Below are 19932 nucleotides of genomic sequence, written 5' to 3'. Positions count from 1 at the left end.
GTCTTAAAAAACCGGACCATTTGGTCCGGTTTTTTATTCATTAAAGAAATATCTTTTCTTTTCAGATGAAAGTTTTGTGTAATCTATACCTAGAGGTGCAAGTAATCGTTTATAGACAAATGTTTTTCTTTCTTCTACATATTTTTTAAAGTCATCTAGATTAGAAGTAAACTCATAACAGACTAGATAACCATTACAGATTTGATCCATTTTTTGGCAGGTTTTATAAAAGTTTAAACCAGCTTTTATATTCTTTTTATAACCTTGTAGATCTATAACTTTTTTATTTAATTCTGTAAATGCTTTTTGAGGAATAAATAATTTGAATTCACTCCCTACTTTTTTTAGCTCTAGTCCTAGAAATATCACAGTTTGAGAAGAAGTATAAATTTCTGATTTTCCTGTTCCAATATCAGGTACAGATAATTGTATTTTTAACAACTCTTCCTTAATTAAATTAAAATTTTCCTCAATCTCATCCTTTTTATTTGCAAACACAATTAAATCATCTGCGTATCGAATATAATTTATTTTCTTTTTAGCCAATACCGCTTCAAAATCTTGTAAATAAAATGAAGCTAGTAAAGAAGCTATTGGCATTCCTTGTCTAATACCTTTACCTTTTTTATTTTTTATAATTTTAGAAAATGTTTTTAGTTGCTCATCTGATGTAGCTTGGAGTAAATGATAGACCGGGTCCGCATTTATCATTTACTGAAAGAAAGAATGTAAACTAGGTACTTTAATTTTTTCCTCAAATAAATTGAATATTATCTTTCTATCCAATTCATCAAAAAAAGCTGAAATATCTGTTTTTAAAGCATACTTGTATTTTGAACGTAGACTTATTAGCCGATTATGCGCCGCCTTAACTCCTCCATTTCCCTCTGAAGCAAAATCATTAGTTGCAAAATTTTTATACTTATTAGTATGAATTTTTTTTAAATAAGATATGAACAAAACCTGAATTAATCTATCTTTAACCGATGGCACACATACCATACGATAATTATTTCTATCTTTAGGAAGGAAAATTGGAGTGAGAGGATCAAATTTAAAATTATTTGATTGAATTGAATTAATTATTTCTATTTTATATTTTTCTTTATCTTCAAAAAACTCATCTACTGTTAAATATCTAGAATGATATTTACAAGATGATCTGTTCTTACCAATTTTAGATTTAAAACGATTTAATTCATTTTCAAATTCTTGATTGCAATATTGATAGAATTCCATTCCCGTTCTACTATGCTCTTGCTAGATCATGGTCACATAGTTTCAGAGTTGCAGCATATCGCTTCCTATTCGTCTTACTCAACGATTGTACCTTGTCGGTCGCCATTGCCAAGTACTCGGAACACAATGATGCGTCCTGTGACTCTAGGTGCGATTTTGTGCTCGAAAGAGCATAAATAGATCTAACAACTATATTGGGATACCTTTTTATAATTCAAGGATATATTTTAAATATTTTCTCCAATTATTTTAATTTTATTTTGCTTCCGTTCCTGCAAAGCCTTATTAATCACCCGATAGCCTGCGGTTAAACCGAGTACTGACATAATCACCGCCACAATAATATCCGGCAACATACTTCCCGTACCAAACACACCGACCGCAGCTAAAATCACTGCAACATTGCCAATCGCATCATTACGGCTACACAGCCAGACCGACTGCATATTGGAATCACCATCTCTGAAGGCGTATAAAAAGGTAGCTGAAACTACATTCGCAATTAAAGCCAATACACCAATTATCCCCATGGTCATTGCTTCAGGGGGAATTCCTTGCATATAGGCATAAATAACTTTGCCCATAACCACGAAACCGAATAAAGCCATGGTTATACCTTTTAGTAAAGCGACTGTTGCTCTCCCATATAAACTCATCCGTAAGACTGCAAGTGAAATAGCGTAATTCACAGCATCTCCAAAGAAATCCAAGGAATCTGCCCACAGTGCCGATGAATGTGCATAAGCCCCGCCAATCAATTCAACCAAAAACATGAACAAATTAATGCATAATGCAATCCATAAAGCCGTTCTAAATTTACTGTCCGGTTTGGGTGGTACAGATTCATCACAACAATGGTTACATGCCATAAGATCACTTCCAATTCAAATGACTTTCATTTTGTATTACTCTTATTCAAAACTATGGAGTAACTCCAAGGTCAAGCATGAATACACATAAATATTATTTAATTAAAGATTTAGCGCAAAAAACTGGACTCAGTAACGATACCATTCGCTTCTACGAGAAGAAAAATCTGCTCAAACCCAGCTTTCGTGGCAGCAATAATTATCGCAATTATGATGAAAATACATTCAAACGACTGGGGGTTTATTAAACGCTGTCTTGCTCTGGATATTTCATTAAGCGAGATTGAAGCGTTGCTTGAATTAGAACAACAGCCATCGTAAAACTGTCATGCAGTGAAGCAAACGACTGAACAAAATTTTCATCAAGTCACTGATAAAATTATAGAATTACAGAAATTCCAACAACATATAATCCAGCTATGCGCCTCTTGCAACACACCAGAAACGATTAATAGCTGCCAGATTTTGAAGCAGCCCGAAGCTGAGAATAAGTAAAAACCCAACTAAAATACTAGGTTGAATCATTTTTTTAGATCCATACAATAAAGCCATATTTTTTATATGCCTTTAATTTTGTCATGAGCATTACTCACGTTACAGAACTACTCTCTCCTGCTGGCTCGCTGAAAAACATGCGCTATGCATTTGCTTATGGTGCCGATGCTGTCTATGCAGGTCAGCCACGTTATAGCTTACGTGTACGTAATAATGCCTTTGATCATGACAATCTAAAAATAGGTATTAAGGAAGCTCATGCTTTAGGTAAAAAGTTCTATGTAGTGGTGAATATCCAACCGCATAACAGCAAACTCAAGAATTTTATCCGTGACTTGGAACCTGTGGTTGCCATGCAACCTGATGCGCTGATTATGTCTGATCCGGGCTTAATCATGATGGTACGTGAGCATTTTCCTGATGTTCCGGTACACCTTTCGGTTCAAGCCAATGCAGTCAACTGGGCAACGGTAAAGTTCTGGAAAAACATGGGTTTAACCCGTGTAATTCTGTCTCGTGAGTTATCAATCGAAGAAATTGAAGAAATTAAAAACACTGTGCCGGGTATGGAAATTGAAGTTTTCGTGCATGGTGCATTGTGTATGGCTTATTCCGGTCGTTGCTTACTTTCAGGCTATATGAACAAACGTGATGCCAATCAGGGCGCTTGCACCAATGCGTGTCGCTGGGATTATAAAATTCACGATGCAGCTGAAGATGAAACTGGAGATGTCATTCCAGTTCAACAAATTGAAGAATCATCATCATGCTGCCAACATAAAGATGCCGACGAGCAACACGCCCTAGAACAACATCAATTTGGCGAGCCGGTTTTACTACAACGCAATGAAGAAGACATGTTTGCAGCTGAAGAAGATGAACATGGCACCTACTTCATGAACTCCAAAGACTTGCGTGCGGTACAGCATGTTGAACGTTTAACCAAGATGGGCATTCATTCACTGAAGATTGAAGGTCGTACCAAATCTTATTTCTACTGTGCCCGAACTGCGCAAATCTACCGCAAAGCGATTGATGACGCTTTAGCAGGCAAACCTTTTGATCCGTCTTTAATGACCCAGCTTGAAGGCTTGGCGAATCGCGGTTATACCGAAGGTTTCCTGCGTCGTCATGTGCATAGCGAATATCAAAACTATGAAACGGGTTCATCACGTTTTGACCATCAACAATTTGTCGGCGAAGTATTAGAGCGTAACGGTGACTATATCAAGATTGATGTGAAAAACCGTTTTGTTGTCGGTGATTCTTTAGAGTTAATGACGACGAAAGGCAACATCACTTTTATTTTGACTGAAATTAAAGATAAAAAAGGCAATTTGATTGAAGATGCCAAAGGTTCAGGTCATGTCGTTGATATTCCAGTCCCTGCAGATGTCGACATGGGTTATGCCCTGCTGATTCGCAACTTGCCGAATTCAACTGCAGATATTTCTGCTGCGTCTTTGGCTTATCAAGCGATTTAAAGCGAGATAGCTATGGCATTACTCATCACCGATAAATGCATCAATTGTGATATGTGTTTGCCTGAATGTCCGAATGAAGCCATTTATGAGGGCGATAAGGTGTATGAGATTGATGTTGATCGCTGTACTGAATGTGTCGGTTTTTATGACCATCAAACTTGTATTGCGGTGTGTCCAATTGAGTGCATTATCCCCCATCCTGAACATGTGGAAACGCAAGAACAATTGATACAGAAGTTTAAGGGTTTGAATTTATTAAAATCTTAAAAAATATTTAGAAATGGCATAAAACATGCTTAATTAAACACAATAACCTTGGGGAAAGAACAATAAAAAAGGGCAAAACAAAAAATGTAGAAAATAAAAATAACAATAAAAAGGGTCGTGATAAAAAAAGGAACTCAGCGTTAGCGCCCTGAGTTCCTATAAAAGGGTAAAACAAAAACTTGGGGAACTAAAGCCAAAGTGTCTATGTCTAAGTCTACATAGCCACTTTGGCTTTTTTACTTATTGCCCCGAACGGATGATGTAATCAAAAGCAGACAGTGATGCTTTCGCGCCTTCACCCGTTGCAATGATGATTTGCTTGTATGGAACGGTGGTACAGTCACCGGCAGCAAATACCCCCTTGACGTTGGTTTCGTTACGCTCGTTAATCACGATCTCACCACGGTTGGAAAGTTCAACTTTCGAGGCTTTCAGGAAATCGGTGTTTGGCAACAAGCCAATTTGCACAAAGATCCCGGCCAGTTCAACCGTGTGTTCAACATCGGTGGCACGGTCTTTGTATTTCAGCGCTGTTACCTGTGAACCATCACCGACAACTTCAGTGGAAAGTGCATTCATGATCACGGTGGTGTTTGGCAAGCTGTTGAGTTTGTCTTGCAAGACGTGATCGGCACGCAGTTTGGTGTCGAACTCAACCAAAGTCACATGCTCGACAATCCCCGCCAAGTCAATCGCCGCTTCCACACCCGAGTTCCCGCCACCGATCACCGCAACACGTTTACCCTTGAATAGTGGACCGTCACAGTGCGGGCAGTATGCCACACCACGGGTTTTATATTCCTGCTCACCCGGAACATTCATTTCTCTCCAGCGTGCACCGGTCGACAGAATGATGGTTTTAGATTCCAGTTTGGCCCCATTTTCTAAAGTGACTTCAACCAGACCATTGGCAGTTTCATCGGCACCTTTGATGGCAGCCACTTTTTGCAGGTTCATGATGTCGACATCATAAGCACGCACATGCGCTTCCATTTCAGCGGCAAATTTCGGACCCTGGGTCTTTTGCACTGAAGTGTAGTTTTCGATGTCCATGGTATCCATCACCTGACCACCAAAGCGTTCCGCCACGATCCCCGTTTGAATGCCTTTACGTGCCGCATAGATCGCAGCAGTATTGCTTGCAGGTCCACCGCCAATCACCAGCACATCGAAAGCGCCTTTGGCATTGAGTTTTTCCGCATCTTTAGCTGATGAACCCGAATCCAGTTTGGCCACGATTTCTTCCAGCGTCATACGGCCCTGACCAATGTGTTCACCATTCTGGAACAGCATTGGAACCGCCATGATTTTGCGCTGTTCAACTTCTTCCTGGAAGAAGGCCCCGTCAATCATGGTCGCAGTCGCACCCGGATTGTTGATTGCAATCAGGTTCAAGGCTTGCACCACATCCGGACAGTTATGGCAGCTTAAAGAAACAAACACGTCGAAGTCAGAGGTTAAATTCAAGCCCTTGATTTGCGCAAGCACTTCATCAGAGACTTTTGGAGCATAACCCGACACTTGCAGCAATGCCAGAATCAAGGAGGTAAACTCGTGTCCCATTGGCAGACCGGCAAAGTTCACGCGTGGCTGTTCACCGACTTTGGCAATCCCAAAGCTTGGGGTACGTTTATTGGTCCCGTCAAAGCGAGCTGTCACCTGATCTGATAGTGCCGCAATTTCAGTGACCAGTTCCTTGATCTTGTCGGATTTGTCAGAAGCATCGAGGGACGCCACCAATTCAATCGGGCTTTCCAGACGTTCCAGTAAAGTTTTAAGTTGTGCTGAAGTATTTTGATCTAACATGGCTAACGTCTCCAAGGGAGTAAATGTTTATTTAATAAGACTATAGTAAGATAAATGAATAAATAGGTAAAACAGTTTGTTTTTATTATTAAGATCGGATTATTAAATTAAGTAGCATTTATCTTAAATTCTATAAGTATTGCCTCATTTAAAACTTAAGAAAAAATAGAATGAAATAACAGTGAAGAAAAACAATAAAAGCCTCTTCCGAGGCTTTTGAATTGCATTATTTAAGGTGTAATACGTTGTTCAACTCTTAACACGCGCCCTTTTAAATGCTGCGATAAGAAAAATAAAATCAAGCTCAAAATTGCAGATAAAATAAGCATGGCAATAATAAAGATATTCACCAAGTCGCTCATTTTTTCAGCTTGTTCCACCTGCCTTGAAACACTTTGCGCCATCGGGGTGAGTGTCTTTCCATAAAGTTGATGCTGCATGGTCCATAATTGTTCGGGCTTGAAGCCATATTCAATAAAATGAGGATCTGTTTTTTCCGCTTTAACCAAAGCCAGAACCTGAGGAATGGCAGCATCTTTATCGACTGGTTTATGTAACAATGCGGCTTGTGCAAGTAAATAAGCTTTCACGGGTTCATCTAATTCGGTGCGCTGTAAATACTGTGCCAATTCACTTTGCTGAATATTTTTATCGTATTGAATCACTTCGCTATAAGCATTATTTTCATCATCATTTAAATCGTATTGCAGAAAGGTTAAACCCGACCACAACACAATAAAGGCAACCAGCCAGCCGACAAATTTCAAAATAAAGGACTGAAAACGCGTATAGAAGAAGCGTATTTTTTTCAAAAAATGAATGACAAAAAATGCCCCGACAAAAGAAACAAACAGCTTCAGAACCAGCCAGCCGAACCAAGACAACAGATTGGTAAAATAATCGGTGTGCTGACCAAGCTCAGCAAGATTTGCATCTACACTCATCGGCATATGCAATTGCTTTAATTCGGTGGTAACACCAAAAAAACTATAGACAAAATCATGTTGTAGAAATAATGCCACCACTGATGCAAGGAAAACGGTGCTGCTGGTGATGCAAAATAAGGTCAGATTGCGTTGGCGCTTTTTCAGCGCCACAACACCAGATTCAATCTGTTGCGGATTCACAGCATATTCATCTAAGGGAGGCAAACGGTTTCTCCTAAAGTGCAGCCAATGAACTTAAGCCTATTCTTAAGATTTATTCACTCCACTGGTACTTGATTCTATAACCAAATGATTCAAATTTTCTTGCAAGGCACGTAAACGCGTGGTGGCTTCAGCACGTTTTTGCATACCTTCTTTTTGCACCTGAATCACATCATTAACAGTTTTAATGAGGGTGTTTTGCACATGTTCAAGCGTTTCAATATCAATCACTGAACGTTGATTGGCTTTGGCGGTATCGACCGAGTTTTGATGCAACAAGTCCGCATTACGGCGTAACAGATCATTGGTGGCATCATCAATGCTATTGGCCAGTTGCACACTATTTTTCTGTTCATTTAAGGAAATGGCCAAACTGATCTGGTTTTTCCAGGCAGGTAAAGTAATGTTTTTAATCGCATAAAACTTATCGACCAACATCAAGTTATTGGACTGGATAATTCGGATCATTGGTAAGGTTTGCATTGCCGATTGCTGCAAGACCTGTAAATCACTGACCCGTTTTTCCAGATTGTTGGCGAGATGATTCAGGTCATAAACCTTTTGCACCGATGCCTGATCTTGAGTTTGAGTGGTTAAAGTTGCAATTTCCTGCTGGATTTCATGTTCTTTCAATTTCCCGGCAGCAATATAAACACCCAATTGTTTATATTCATCCTGCACCCCATGGAACATTTTATCCAAGGTATCAACGCGACTTTTGAGTCCCGATTGTGAAGTTTCAATTTCTTTAACTAAAACATCAATTTGTTCTTTAGTGCTATTAAAATGCTGGTCAAAGTTCTGCTTGGCACCCTTCATTTTACTGATCAAGCCACCAAAAAAACCCGAACTTTTTTTCTTGTTTAAAATGCTGCTGGTATTCAACTGCTGTGCAACTTGAACCACCTGATTCAATTTTTGACCAGTTGCATCCAGATCTTTATTTTGCACAAGATTCAACAATTCATCGGTATAGGTCGACGTTTTTGTCGCAATATTTTTACCATATTCAGCCACTGCGGTATGGCTCATTGCAGCCAATTCTTTACGTGCATTCATCACTTCATTAAAGTCCGAATCCTGCAAACCCATTTCTTGCAAGTTCAGTTGCTGAAATTTTTGATGAACCACCTCGTTGCTTACTTCAGCCGGTAAATCTTTATGCTCAAAATCGGTCATGTCTCACCTAGTATCATTATTAATGTGTTGGTTTCTGTAGTGATTTTCTTAAAGTTTTGATCAGGTTCTCTCGGCTATTATCCAACTTTTCCAACTCAATTGTCGAATTGCTTTGATTGCTTTGTTTAACATGATATTGCCATGCCGGAATCAAGACCTGCTGTGCCTCTTTAAAACGATCCAGCAAGGTAAAAGAAAGCTGTTGAGATAACTGCATTTGTGTAATTGCAATATCATTACTGGCCTGTAAAGTTTGTAATGTATTAATTTTTTTCGATAATCTCTCCGCAAAATTGTCTAGTGGATGCTGATTCTTTACAAAATTTGGATATTCCACTAAAAACTCTTGCGCAGCCCGAATGTACTTTGCCATTTGCTCACGATGACCAAGCAATTGCTGAAAACGTGCCTGCGACTTTTGAATCTCAATTTGCAATTTTTGACTTAAATGATTGGCCCGATTGAGCAATTGATCTAGATTTTTATAATATTCAACCTGCCCCGATCCATATTCCAGGTCAATCCCCAACCACTTTTGCAAGGCATTAAATTTACGTGTTTTTAAATATTTTTTTGAATCAGCCAAGGATTGAATCAGCTGTTCAATCGTCGAACTGAGTTGCTGGGTAAGATGTGGATCTACCCCGTTGAGTAACACCGACTGTGCTTGAATAAGTTGATCCGCATAATGATTCAGACGATATTGATCATTCAGCAAAGGAACTAAATCATTGCGCTGAATGGAGAGAAGTTCAGCCCGATTTACCTCAATTTCAGCCAAAGGAACAAGAACATCTATCTGTGACATAATATTAGAAACTCAATAAAATCATTTTTATAGTACGGCTTTCATACAAAATATCATGTAGTGTTTTGCAATTTCTAGAACATATTTATATTAAATTGGATAAAGATTTAAACAAGTTTTTAAAACAATTCATTTTACGAATTTACAAAGTGCTCAATTTATAGAGATAAGTCGGCTCTTTTGTATAATTTCATGCAATGCTTGTGAGATTAATATCTCAATTGCTTGATAACTCAGGTGAATAATTTTGTGAATCTCTACAGGCTACAATACATGTAATGACAAATTTAAAGAAACATTCTGTTTTGTCATTTCATTTTTTGCTAACAAAAGTTTTTTAATCTTATCGGCAACTTTTTACTGATAAAAAATTATAATAAAATAAATAATTTTAATTACTTAGAAAACTAACCAGAAAATTTCTTAATCAAATTATCCGCTTTACTCAAAAGATAAGACTGATTTATTGGCGTGATTGTCGGGTAATTATGGTTAATTGTTGATCAATTCTTTATTCTAGTGTTCTGCTAATACGGGAGTATTAGACAGCAATGAAAATTTGAATAAAAAAATTGCTTTCATGGAACTGAACTGGACAATAATGATATGAAAAACAAAAAATTATTTTTTAAATGGACGTCGAATGTTTTGCTTGCATCTACAGCCTTCACATCGCTAGCTATGAATGCAGCTACATCAACGACACCTGTTCCCCCCAATAGTCAGCAGGTTTTTTTTGTTGGCAATAACTGGGATGGAACCGTGACCGTCATTCGTCCATCTCAGGATTTTGGTAAAATCGGTGTCATTAACATGGTGCCTGACCGGTCAGAGCGATTAAAGGAAATTTATCTTAATCCAATCAAATTAATTGCATATAGCTACATTCGTAATACTGCGGGTGAAGGTAACGATCAATTAGTCGATGACATGTACTCAACCCCAGACGGCAAGTCAGTGGTAGCATCTCGCCCAAGTTTTGCAGATGTAGTGTCTATCAATATTGCGACGGGCAAGATCAACTGGCGTACTCCTGTTGAAGGTTTCCGTGCGGATCATATGGCCGTTTCTCCTGATGGTCAGCGCTTAGCTGTCTCAGCATCTTCGGGTAACGTCGTTCATGTTCTGGACATCAATACCGGTAAGGAATTGGGACGCTTTGCAACAGGCGACAAACCGCATGAAAACATCTTCTTTGATGGTGGTTCAAAAATTTTGAATTCAGCGATTGGCAATGTGGAAACCGCCATGGATGCATCATGGCAAGATTTCACCAAGGGGAAACGATTCATCACCATTGCTGATGCGAATACGTTTAAAGTGCTCAAGAAAATTGATTTCCGTCCTGCATTAGATGCAATCGGTCGTAAGGATTTATCCAATGCAGTACGTCCCATCGTGTTTAGTAATGATGAAAATAAAATTTATGCACAGGTTTCATTTTTTAACGGCCTGATCGAGTATGACCTGAACCAGAATAAAATTACTCGCATTGGTCAACTCCCGGGCAGCTCAACCATTCCGTCTGACCGGACAAAATATGTAAATGACTCCCGTCATCATGGATTATCTATCAGTGCTGATGGTGAGAAATTGTGTGTGGCAGGCACCATGGATAACTATGCAACCATTGTCGACCGTTCAACCTTAAAAGCTGGCAAGCTGATCGCTGCAGGCAAGCCATATTGGGCAACACAAAGTCCTGATGGGAAAAGCTGCGTGATTTCAGAGAGTGCGACTGATGTGGTCACCGTCATTGATTTTGCCACAGGTGAAAAGGTTCTGAGTGTGCCAGTCGGTAATCATCCACAGCGTGTTCGTATAGGTTATGCACCAGCAGGTTGGTCAACCAAGTAATGAACGGTAATGAGTGGATAATTGATGAATTGAACAGACCTGATTGTAGATGAGGTCTGTTTTTTAATTTAAATGAAATTAACAGGTTTGGTAGCATGGCTCACACTTTACGACTTGGCATCATCGTTGGAATAATTGTGACTTTATTACTCATAGGCATTGTCTATTTCTTTCAACCCGCAACCCCGGTTCCATCAGAAATAGCTCAGTCCAGCGTTAATAAAACTCCAGTGAACAGCGCTTTAAAAAAGAATGTCGAATATTTAAAACCAAAGCAAACAATACACCTACAACCCTCAAATCAGGGAGGATTGATCCAGCAACGTGACCGACTTTATCAGGATTTCGAACAAATCAGTCATTCATTGAGTGTGGGACAGCAACCTGATTTTCGTCAGGTAAGTGATTTATTAGAAAAGCAAAAACAGCTTGTAAAAGCAGGTGGGCTTTCAGCGAATGATGCAATTTCCTATTGCCAATTTTTAAGACAAATTTTACCGGCAATGGATCAGCAGATTAATCAACATATTCTACAATTAGAGCAACTTAAGCATACGACTTCATAAAAGTTGATATAGTTAAATTCCAAATAAATTGGCACATTAACCTTTAAACAATAGATCAATATTTTTAACCCTAAATTTTTTCCTAACCGATTTTACTTGAACCCACATTTGGAATACCGGTCAATATTCAAAAGTAGATAAGCAAAGCCCCATTCATATAGTCTTTGTGTATTTTCAAGTTTCTAATTGGGTTGCTTCTGGGGATTTGATTGCCGAAGATGCTGGTTAGGTTGATCAGGTTGGGGATTAGGTGGATTAGGTACTTTTTTTTCATCAGGCTGTTGAGGATATTCAATATGTAAGGTTGGTTGATCAGGTTGTGGATTTTGTGGTTGATTAGCCATGTTTAACTTCCTCCTTTTAGATTGTGTTTTTATATCGTCTTCATCACGACACTAACAATTTACTCTTTCTTTGCTCTTATCCAACCCTAAGTCTGTGTCAATTCTCTTCTTTGTAAACACGATAACTGCATATTATTGATTCACAAGTACACTATCACAGTGACATTCACAATCATTACCTAAAATCATCTCCCTTTAACATTAAGACCATCATTCATAATAAAAAACACTTTCACTTATATCTGGCTTACTGTTGAATTTGTGTGCAAATTTAATATTTGTCTAAGCTAAGAACCAATGGCGAAATACTGTATAAAAATGGAAGGAAAATTTTTAGCTTACTGTGATCTACTTAACTATCTATATTCTTGGGATGCTTCTAATTTAGATCAAACCCTTGGTAAATCTTGGTATTGGGCTAACGATGATTTATTAGCAAAGCAATTTGCTGATCAGATAAAAGCCAACTCATTTCTTCATATGAAGCAAGGGCAATTTTCAATGAGTGGATTGATGAGTTAGATCGTCACGTTGTTGTTTAATACCGAGCATCCGATTGCGATGAATATGTTGTCTGTGCAGTAGGTGTATTGGCATTTTTTAACGCGGGGCTGTAGTAGATAAGATTAAATTTCTGTCCAATTTAATAGTATTTTAAGCTGTTGTTTTGGACTGCCATAGTTAAACCTAAATTCACATTCTTTAATAAACGATGGAAAGGCATTTCGGTCAATACCATTGTATTTTCTAAGCACTCTTTTAGCCTGATTCCAGAAGTTTTCGATGCCATTGATATGATTTTGACCATCAGAAAAATTGCTTGAATGATTGATGCGATGATGGCTAAAGCCAGCGATATCCAAAGCATTATAGCTATGCCAATGATCTGTATAAACTATGCTATCTGGATTGATTTTCTTAGATATTACAGGCATTAGTGTGCTTGATTTGGTATCAGGAACGATAATCTTATAAACTTTACCATTACGTTTAAGCAGTCCAAAGACAATCACTTTGCCAGCTGCACCTCTTCCACGCTTTCCTTTGCGAACCCCACCAAAATAACTCTCATCTAATTCAATATGCTCTTGAAAAACCTCTAAGGCATCTTGGTCAAGATGATACATAATGACTTCGCGAATCTTCTTGTAGAATAGTGCTGCAGAATTGGATTGTATACCAAGCAAATCGGCAGCAGTTCGAGCTGTAACTTCAGCGACAAAAAACTCTAGTAGTTTTCTTTGAGTTTTTTTATTTAATTTACATCGAGTTATCTTCATAAACGTAGATTATCATAAAGCTAATCTACTACAGCCCCAAGAAAAGCTCTACATTTTCGTTGATTTCATAAAATAGCTATCAATTTTCTGTTTAAATTTTATGACATTACTTTGATTATTAAATAATAATTACTATAATTCGCAACGTTTTGCACGGTTGTGCCTTTATTTTTTTGTTGGGTTATAAATTTCTTGCTTATGAATATTAAATTTTTGGGTGTTATTACATTATTTCTTGGACTTATCAATCCTGTGGCTGCCATGCCATTCGACCCATTGATCGGAACATGGAGAGTTATTGATGATCGTACAGGTTATTACGTTTCTGAAATTGTGATTCGTAAGAACTCTAAAACACAGCAATATAGTGCTGTTGTTACTAAAAGCCGACAAGCACCTGGTGTGGAGAATCCAGATGTATGTGGTAAATGCCCAGGTGTATTAAAGGATCAACCAATTTTTGGTATGGAAGTACTGAAGGGCATGGTAGTAAATGGCAGTAATACTCAATTTAATAAGGGGGTATGGCTTAACACGCAAGATGGCCGCACTTATGATATTGAAGCTCGTTTAAATGATTCTCGAGATCAGATGAAAGTTTTTGGTAAGGTAAAAAATGGCAATACCACCAGTGCTATGACTTGGAAAAAGTTTTAAAAAAGTTGCAGATGAGCGCTTGCCATTGATCATGATCTCAATATAAAAAGCTTCACCACGCTTACGAGGCTTCGGTAATTTCATGACGTAAATTCCAAAAATCTTGACGTAATCTTGACGTAAATTTAACTGCAATATCGGCAAAAAGTAGCGATTATAAAGATAGTGCAGATAACGGCGTACATTATTCAAGACAATAAAAAAGGGTTCTAAGCTACTGTTTTCGCTTAAAACCCTTATAACATAACGTTTGGAATCTTGGTAGGTATATCCAGACTTGAACTGGAGACCTCTACGATGTCAACGTAGGGCACATTTATTGAATATCAAATATTTAAATAAAGATGGTGTCGATTGGTGTCGACTTATTTGTTGTTACAAAAATATTTATCCAATCCTATTATGAAAGGGCTTTGTTGCACAAAGCTATTCTTGAAGACCTCTTCAGCAATATAATTTCCAGATGAAGAAGCCTGTACCTAAAATCTACCGTACAACCAATTGGTCCTCTTATAACCAAGCTTTAATCAAGCGAGGAAATATTTCAATCTGGTTTGATCCTGAGACCCAATGGTATGCACAACCACAACGCAGGCACGGACGAAATCATACTTATTCCTATATAGCGATTTAATGCTGTTTAATGATCAAATCTTTATTCCATCCTTCTTTACGTATGGTCACTGGCTTTGCTCAAAGCCTGATTAAACTCTGTGGCTGAGCAGCCCCCAAATATCAGTGATATTCATACTCCACCCTGTGTAGACGACAAAAGCATATTGATATTGCGATAAGCTATCAGAAAAGCCGTGATGGGTTACATCTACTCGTCGACTCTACGGGTTTAAAATTTTTAAGTGAATGAGAACGGAAGCCTAAGAAACATCAGCCTGAATACCGTCGGCAATGGCGTAAACTGCATATTGGTATAGATGCTGAAACACTGCAAATACGTGCAGCTCAGCTTACGACAAATAATGTCAGTGATTCACAAGTATTAGGTGATTTAGTGGATCAAATCCCACTAGATGAGCGAAGAGATTCTGTCTATACCGATGGGGCGTAGACACGAAGTGCTGCAAGCAAGTGGTTTCAGATCGTCAAGCACATGCAGTAATTCCACCCAGAAAGAATGCCAAGCCCTAGAAAGATTCTAAAATCAGTTCAATAGAAAGAAATGAGTTACTTCAAACAGTTAAATATTTAGGCAGAATCCTATAGAAAAAATGGTCGGGTTATCACCGTCGCAGTTTGGCGAAAACCAAGATGCATTGCATCAAATTATGAGGAAATAAGCTGACGGCAAGACATTTTCGAAGTCAGGTTAATCAAATTCATGCGCATGTGGCAGCTCTGAATATATTTACGGAATTAGATAGACCTCACATCCAAGTTGTTACTTAAATTTGAATGGATTGGGGAAAACTCAGCTTTTGAGTGTTTGTGCAACAAAGTCAATCTAAGTTATTTATAATATTTTAATTATTTATAGTTTATTCAGCCTTATTAACAGGCATAAAAAAGCCCACATAAATTGCAGGCTCTAAACTTAAATGATTTTAATTAAATATCACTCCATGTATCTAAAGTATGGCGCAATGGGTCTATTGGGTCTTCGTTGGGGTCGATAGTCTGGTAAAACACACCATCTTTGTCATTCGAGTAGCTATTTTTTGTCAAAGCAGGTTTTTTGCTCCAAGTATCCACTACAGCAGTAGTTGGGAATGGCGGTGGTAAAATACCAAACCCCATACCTCCTGCAACAAAAGTACCTTTTGGAAAAGGTGGTGGCAGGCTGCTTATTGCTAGCCCACTCCCCTTATTAGACGGAATTGGTGGTGGAATACTACCCACTGTTAAATTTTTCATTTCCATGTGTTTCGGTAATTTTGGTGGTAAGTTTTTACCTTGACCAAAAATACGTTTTAGAAAATCTTTCATATCAATCTCCTAGCACTCAAGCCTTAACTCACCCTTACTGCCTGATCAAGTATCCTGAGCAATAGCATTAAGGCTCACGCACCGATTTTGATTGTTTTTTCACGGTGCTTTTAGCAAACAACCGATCTATACAATACAATATTGAGCTTAAACCGATTAATCATTAAGCCAATAAGTATAATTTATCACCATTTTCAGTATTCTGGTGTGTCTTTCTTACCGAAATTAACGCGATTTAATCAAAAGACCTTTTCGCAAGCCGCTCTAAAAAGTGGGTAAATGAAGCGTGGTTGATTTAAATCACTCTTGCTGCTTTCATGCTAATTAAAGCAATTCTTTTTCTCTCAAAAGGACTTAAACAAGGCTTTGTTGCACAAAACTATTCTTGAAGGTCTCTTCAGCAATATAATTTCCAAATAAAGAAGCCTGTACCTAAAATCTACGGTACAACCAATTGGTCCTCTTATAACCAAGCTTTAATCAAGCGAGGAAATATTTCAATCTGGTTTGATCCTGCTACGCAATGGTATGCGCCATCAAAAGGCAAACAAGGGCGAAATCAAACCTACTCCGACGCAGCCATCCAATGCTGCTTAGTGATTAAATCCTTATTCCATCTGTCTTTACGTATGGTTACTGGCTTTGTGCAAAGTCTGATTAAACTCTGTGGCTGAGCAGCCCCCAAATATCAGTGATATTCGTACTCCACCCTTACTTAAATTTGAATGGATTATGGGAAACTCAGCTTTTGAATATTTATGCAACAAAGGCTGTTGTAAGACAAATAGATAACCAGATAAACAGAAATGTAGTTGCATGGAAGATCATAAACTTAAATGATTTCAGTCCCCACTTATCACAAACCACGTTATAAGGTGGATCTGGCATGGGAATTAAAAATGGGCAAATCCTATAAGAAGATGCCCATATGAATACTTTAAAGATCTAAAGTAGATCGAGTTGTTTTTTAGAGGAGAGTTTTTTCAGCTTGATCCAGACATTCTACAATCTGCTTAGCTAGAGCTTCGATTACTTTTACACAAACCGAGTTTCCAAATTGCTTGTAAATTTGGACTTGTGAAACAGCATTAATAATAAAATCTTCTGGGAATCCTTGTAATCGGGCACATTCTCTTGGCGTTAACTTTCTTGGGTTCTTGCCTAATTCTTCTTGGGAAATCAGAATTTCAGAACCATCTTTATAATAACGGGCACTTAAGGTATTAGCATAAACACTATCATGATTATAAAGGGTATAACCGAACCCATTCCCCTTAACCCCGTGTTCTAGTTTTCGGCGTTGATGACCTTCCCAGAGTCTATCAGAGATAGTATAACAGTCTTGTTCGGGCGCTAAATTACTTAGATCTTCAAGAATATCACCTAGTCTGGTAGGAGTTTTAGGTGGAACAGGCCATGAAAATAATTTATCAAAATCACAGTTTGGCCCAAAATAATCACGGTCAAAGCCTACCAAGAAAACTCTTTCCCGATTTTGTGGTACACCAAAATCTGCTGCTCTTAAAACTTTAAAATCAACCCAGTAGTTTAGTTTTTCTGATAAAGCCTTTTTGTTTTCTTCAGATAAACTGATATCCAATTCTGTTTGTTCAGAAAACTCCCCTCTTAAAATCTCTAAGATTGTTTGGAGAGTACGTCCTTTATCATGACCCTGCAGCTGTTTAACATTTTCAAGAAGAAAAGCTTTGGGTCTTTTTTCAACTAGAATACGCTGTATTTCAAAAAACATTGTCCCACGGGTATCTTGGAATCCTTGTTTCTTACCAGCTTGAGAAAATGTCTGACAAGGAAAACCTCCCATCAAGATATCATGATTAGGAATGTCCTTAGCGGAAATTTGAGTGATATCACCTGAAGGAAGCTCACCATAATTAGCTGCATAAGTTTTTTGAGCAAACTTATCCCATTCTGAGCTAAATACACATTTACCATTTAGTTTTTGAAAAGGTAAGCGAATACCACCAATACCAGCAAAAAGGTCAATAAAAGTAAATTTATACGAACCCTCTTCTTTTTGTTTAAAAGGTGTGTGGTCAGGCAGGACTAGAATCTTTTCCCATTTAGCTTTAGTTGGCTTATGTTCCCCAGATTCCCATCCACGAACAGTTCGCTCACCATTTTCTTTCATATCAAGTAATAGAGCGAATTCAGTAAGCGACAAACCCATGTTAATTCGTTTATTTCTGATATAAGATGCTATATCAAGTGATTCATATTTCATTTAAAACTTATCCGCCTTTAATCCCGGATGAAATCTTAGCACTGTTAAAGTTTTAATACCAGGACTTACAAAAAATATGTCTAATTTTATTCTTGAAGACTTAAATCAACTTACAACAGATTGTAGAGAAACGTATAAAAACCTGCCGAATAAGACTGATATATTTTTAAGTCAGGATTTAATAAATAAATTAAAACCTCTTTTAGATCAAGAATTAAAGGCTGATACAAAGATTTCAGACTATTCTGTTGAATATACAAATAAACAGGATCAATTTGCAATTTTTCCATCTAAATGGCTTTGGGTTGCATTGGCTTTTTATCCTTTGGCAGAAGCTTTTAACGCATATAGTGAAGTGCTTGCTGAACTTAAAAAAATACCAGAATTTAAGGATAGTGAATTTTTAAAACAATATCCCATGAAATCTGAGCCTACGGTAAAATCACCTGAACAAACTAAGTTTGAAACAGAAGCTCTAACAATTCTACAAGTTAAAAATCCTACAAATGCTAATTCTAATTTTTTAAATTTTAAGCAATTTATTTATGACAGAGCTTGGTGGAATTTAGGAAATGTTTCCACAAAACTAGATAAAGCATCAGGAAAAACTTTTGAAAGAGGTAATACTGATTTATTTAAAAGTACTTTGCTAACTGCAACACAGTTTATTGTTTCAACTTCGGATAAGCTATCAGAAGTAATTTATGCAGTTACCTTAGATAAATCCCTTATTGCAGATTTAAATGCAATAAAATCCTCTATCAATATGGGTGCAGGTTCTTCAAGTAGCGTAAGTTCTACACTTAAAGTTTTAAGTGAATCAGGTACAGCCCATACTACCCCAGGTGAAAATATTATATTTTTTGGTGCTCCAGGCACAGGTAAAAGTAATGAAATTAATAATTTAGTTGATGAAAAAAACTCTATCAGAACAGTTTTTCATGCAGAAACTTATTTTTCAGATTTTGTGGGATGTTTAAAACCAACAATGGGACTTACGGGAGTTGAATATAAATTTCAAATAGGTCCATTTACTGAAATATTAATCAAAGCTTTAAATGATCCCGCACACCACTACTATCTTGTAATTGAAGAAATTAATCGCGCGAAAAGTGCAGCTGTATTTGGAGAAATTTTCCAACTTCTAGATAGAAAAAATGGCGTGAGTAAATATTCAATAAAAATCAATGATCAAGATTTGATAAAAATTTTAACAGAAAATTTAACCAACCCTTTAATAGACAATCAGATAAGAATCCCATCAAATTTATCTATTTACGCAACTATGAATACTAGTGACCAAGCTGTCGAGCCTATGGACTCAGCATTCAAACGTAGATGGAAATATATTTATAAACCTATAGATTTTGAATCATTTGATGAAGATGGCAATCCATCACATGCTCAAGGTTCTTTTGAGCTACAAAGAGCTACTGATGCTATCTGTATAGCATGGAAAGATTTTGCATTAAAAGTTAATAACATTCTTTCAAATTTGGATATTCCTGAAGATCGTCATTTGGGACCTTGGTTTGTTAGCACAGAAGAAATAGATACTATTCCAAAGGCTAATGAGACTTTAAAAAACAAAATTCTTATGTATCTATGGGATGATGTACTACGACATCATGAAAAAACAGATTTTTTTATAGAGGAAATTAAGACTTTTGGACAACTCAATTATAAAGTAGCAAATGATAAAGTTGTATTCAATGATGAATTTTTAAAGTCTTGTGGTAAATGATATAAA

Annotated in this window: 18 protein-coding genes and 3 pseudogenes; 10 read left to right on the top strand and 11 right to left on the bottom strand. The window is 37.4% G+C overall.

Annotated elements, in window-relative coordinates; all coding sequences use genetic code 11:
* Positions 1-33: 33 nt before the first annotated feature.
* From HLH18_RS16335 to HLH18_RS11645, 3 genes are all read right to left on the bottom strand, one after another.
* Positions 34-711, bottom strand: a complete 678-nt coding sequence (locus HLH18_RS16335) for a reverse transcriptase domain-containing protein (protein WP_171546957.1) — start codon at positions 709-711, stop codon at positions 34-36.
* On the bottom strand, positions 712-1239 hold the full coding sequence (locus HLH18_RS16330; RefSeq protein ID WP_171546956.1) for a reverse transcriptase family protein: 528 nt from the start codon (positions 1237-1239) through the stop codon (positions 712-714).
* Positions 1240-1466: 227 nt separating this feature from the next.
* Entirely contained in the window at positions 1467-2108 is a 642-nt protein-coding gene (locus HLH18_RS11645) for a cation efflux transmembrane domain-containing protein (protein ID WP_171546955.1), read from the bottom strand.
* Positions 2109-2185: 77 nt separating this feature from the next.
* Here HLH18_RS11645 and HLH18_RS11640 point away from each other — a divergent pair.
* From HLH18_RS11640 to HLH18_RS11630, 3 genes and pseudogenes are all read left to right on the top strand, one after another.
* Positions 2186-2603, top strand: a pseudogene (locus HLH18_RS11640) (MerR family transcriptional regulator).
* Positions 2604-2686: 83 nt separating this feature from the next.
* Positions 2687-4087 carry a prephenate-dependent tRNA uridine(34) hydroxylase TrhP gene (gene trhP, locus HLH18_RS11635; protein ID WP_171546954.1) on the top strand — a complete coding sequence of 467 codons (1401 nt, stop codon included), beginning with the start codon at positions 2687-2689 and terminating at the stop codon, positions 4085-4087.
* Positions 4088-4099: 12 nt separating this feature from the next.
* On the top strand, positions 4100-4354 hold the full coding sequence (locus tag HLH18_RS11630; RefSeq protein WP_171546953.1) for a YfhL family 4Fe-4S dicluster ferredoxin: 255 nt from the start codon (positions 4100-4102) through the stop codon (positions 4352-4354).
* A 240-nt stretch (positions 4355-4594) separates the two neighbouring features.
* Here HLH18_RS11630 and ahpF read toward each other — a convergent pair whose 3' ends face one another.
* The 4 genes from ahpF to HLH18_RS11610 all read right to left on the bottom strand — a co-directional run bounded on the left by ahpF (position 4595) and on the right by HLH18_RS11610 (position 9295).
* Complete coding sequence (ahpF, locus tag HLH18_RS11625; protein ID WP_171546952.1) at positions 4595-6160, bottom strand: alkyl hydroperoxide reductase subunit F; 1566 nt, start codon at positions 6158-6160, stop codon at positions 4595-4597.
* Positions 6161-6390: 230 nt separating this feature from the next.
* A complete protein-coding gene (locus tag HLH18_RS11620; protein WP_171546951.1) occupies positions 6391-7311 on the bottom strand; it encodes a hypothetical protein in 921 nt (306 codons plus the stop codon).
* Positions 7312-7353: 42 nt separating this feature from the next.
* A complete protein-coding gene (locus tag HLH18_RS11615; RefSeq protein WP_171546950.1) occupies positions 7354-8487 on the bottom strand; it encodes a toxic anion resistance protein in 1134 nt (377 codons plus the stop codon).
* Between the two features lie 19 nt (positions 8488-8506).
* Positions 8507-9295 (bottom strand): tellurium resistance protein, encoded by a 789-nt coding sequence (locus HLH18_RS11610; RefSeq protein WP_171546949.1) that lies wholly within the window; start codon positions 9293-9295, stop codon positions 8507-8509.
* Positions 9296-9976: 681 nt separating this feature from the next.
* On the opposite strand from HLH18_RS11610, the gene HLH18_RS11605 reads away from it, so the two are divergent.
* Together HLH18_RS11605 and HLH18_RS11600 are read left to right on the top strand one after the other, a co-directional pair.
* Positions 9977-11152 (top strand): YncE family protein, encoded by a 1176-nt coding sequence (locus HLH18_RS11605; RefSeq protein WP_250852416.1) that lies wholly within the window; start codon positions 9977-9979, stop codon positions 11150-11152.
* A gap of 95 nt (positions 11153-11247) precedes the next feature.
* The gene (locus HLH18_RS11600; protein ID WP_171546947.1) at positions 11248-11718 is read left to right on the top strand and encodes a hypothetical protein; all 471 of its coding nucleotides are present in this window, start codon (positions 11248-11250) and stop codon (positions 11716-11718) included.
* Positions 11719-11900: 182 nt separating this feature from the next.
* On the opposite strand, the gene HLH18_RS11595 is transcribed toward HLH18_RS11600, so the two are convergent.
* On the bottom strand, positions 11901-12062 hold the full coding sequence (locus HLH18_RS11595) for a hypothetical protein (protein ID WP_165541281.1): 162 nt from the start codon (positions 12060-12062) through the stop codon (positions 11901-11903).
* A gap of 297 nt (positions 12063-12359) precedes the next feature.
* Between HLH18_RS11595 and HLH18_RS11590 the strand changes: the two genes are divergently transcribed.
* The gene (locus HLH18_RS11590; RefSeq protein WP_171546946.1) at positions 12360-12584 is read left to right on the top strand and encodes a hypothetical protein; all 225 of its coding nucleotides are present in this window, start codon (positions 12360-12362) and stop codon (positions 12582-12584) included.
* Positions 12585-12688: 104 nt separating this feature from the next.
* On the opposite strand, the gene HLH18_RS11585 is transcribed toward HLH18_RS11590, so the two are convergent.
* Entirely contained in the window at positions 12689-13342 is a 654-nt protein-coding gene (locus HLH18_RS11585) for an IS1595 family transposase (protein WP_171546945.1), read from the bottom strand.
* A 198-nt stretch (positions 13343-13540) separates the two neighbouring features.
* On the opposite strand from HLH18_RS11585, the gene HLH18_RS11580 reads away from it, so the two are divergent.
* Together HLH18_RS11580 and HLH18_RS11575 are read left to right on the top strand one after the other, a co-directional pair.
* Complete coding sequence (locus HLH18_RS11580) at positions 13541-13999, top strand: DUF2147 domain-containing protein (protein ID WP_131286778.1); 459 nt, start codon at positions 13541-13543, stop codon at positions 13997-13999.
* Positions 14000-14462: 463 nt separating this feature from the next.
* Positions 14463-15403, top strand: a pseudogene (locus HLH18_RS11575) (IS5 family transposase).
* A 159-nt stretch (positions 15404-15562) separates the two neighbouring features.
* On the opposite strand, the gene HLH18_RS11570 reads toward HLH18_RS11575, so the two are convergent.
* The gene (locus HLH18_RS11570) at positions 15563-15940 is read right to left on the bottom strand and encodes a hypothetical protein (protein ID WP_171546944.1); all 378 of its coding nucleotides are present in this window, start codon (positions 15938-15940) and stop codon (positions 15563-15565) included.
* 416 nt (positions 15941-16356) lie between these two features.
* Here HLH18_RS11570 and HLH18_RS11565 point away from each other — a divergent pair.
* Positions 16357-16611: pseudogene (locus HLH18_RS11565) on the top strand (transposase); the annotation flags it as partial.
* A 296-nt stretch (positions 16612-16907) separates the two neighbouring features.
* Here HLH18_RS11565 and HLH18_RS11560 read toward each other — a convergent pair.
* Positions 16908-18182 carry a DNA cytosine methyltransferase gene (locus tag HLH18_RS11560; protein WP_100535539.1) on the bottom strand — a complete coding sequence of 425 codons (1275 nt, stop codon included), beginning with the start codon at positions 18180-18182 and terminating at the stop codon, positions 16908-16910.
* Between the two features lie 76 nt (positions 18183-18258).
* Here HLH18_RS11560 and HLH18_RS11555 point away from each other — a divergent pair, with 76 nt between their 5' ends.
* Entirely contained in the window at positions 18259-19926 is a 1668-nt protein-coding gene (locus tag HLH18_RS11555; protein WP_171546943.1) for an AAA family ATPase, read from the top strand.
* Positions 19927-19932 lie beyond the last annotated feature (6 nt).

This window comes from Acinetobacter sp. ANC 5414 (genome assembly GCF_013004295.1).
Taxonomy (GTDB): Bacteria; Pseudomonadota; Gammaproteobacteria; order Pseudomonadales; family Moraxellaceae; genus Acinetobacter.
The sequence above is the reverse complement of the archived record's forward strand: the minus strand, read 5'-3'. Positions and strand labels throughout refer to the sequence as shown.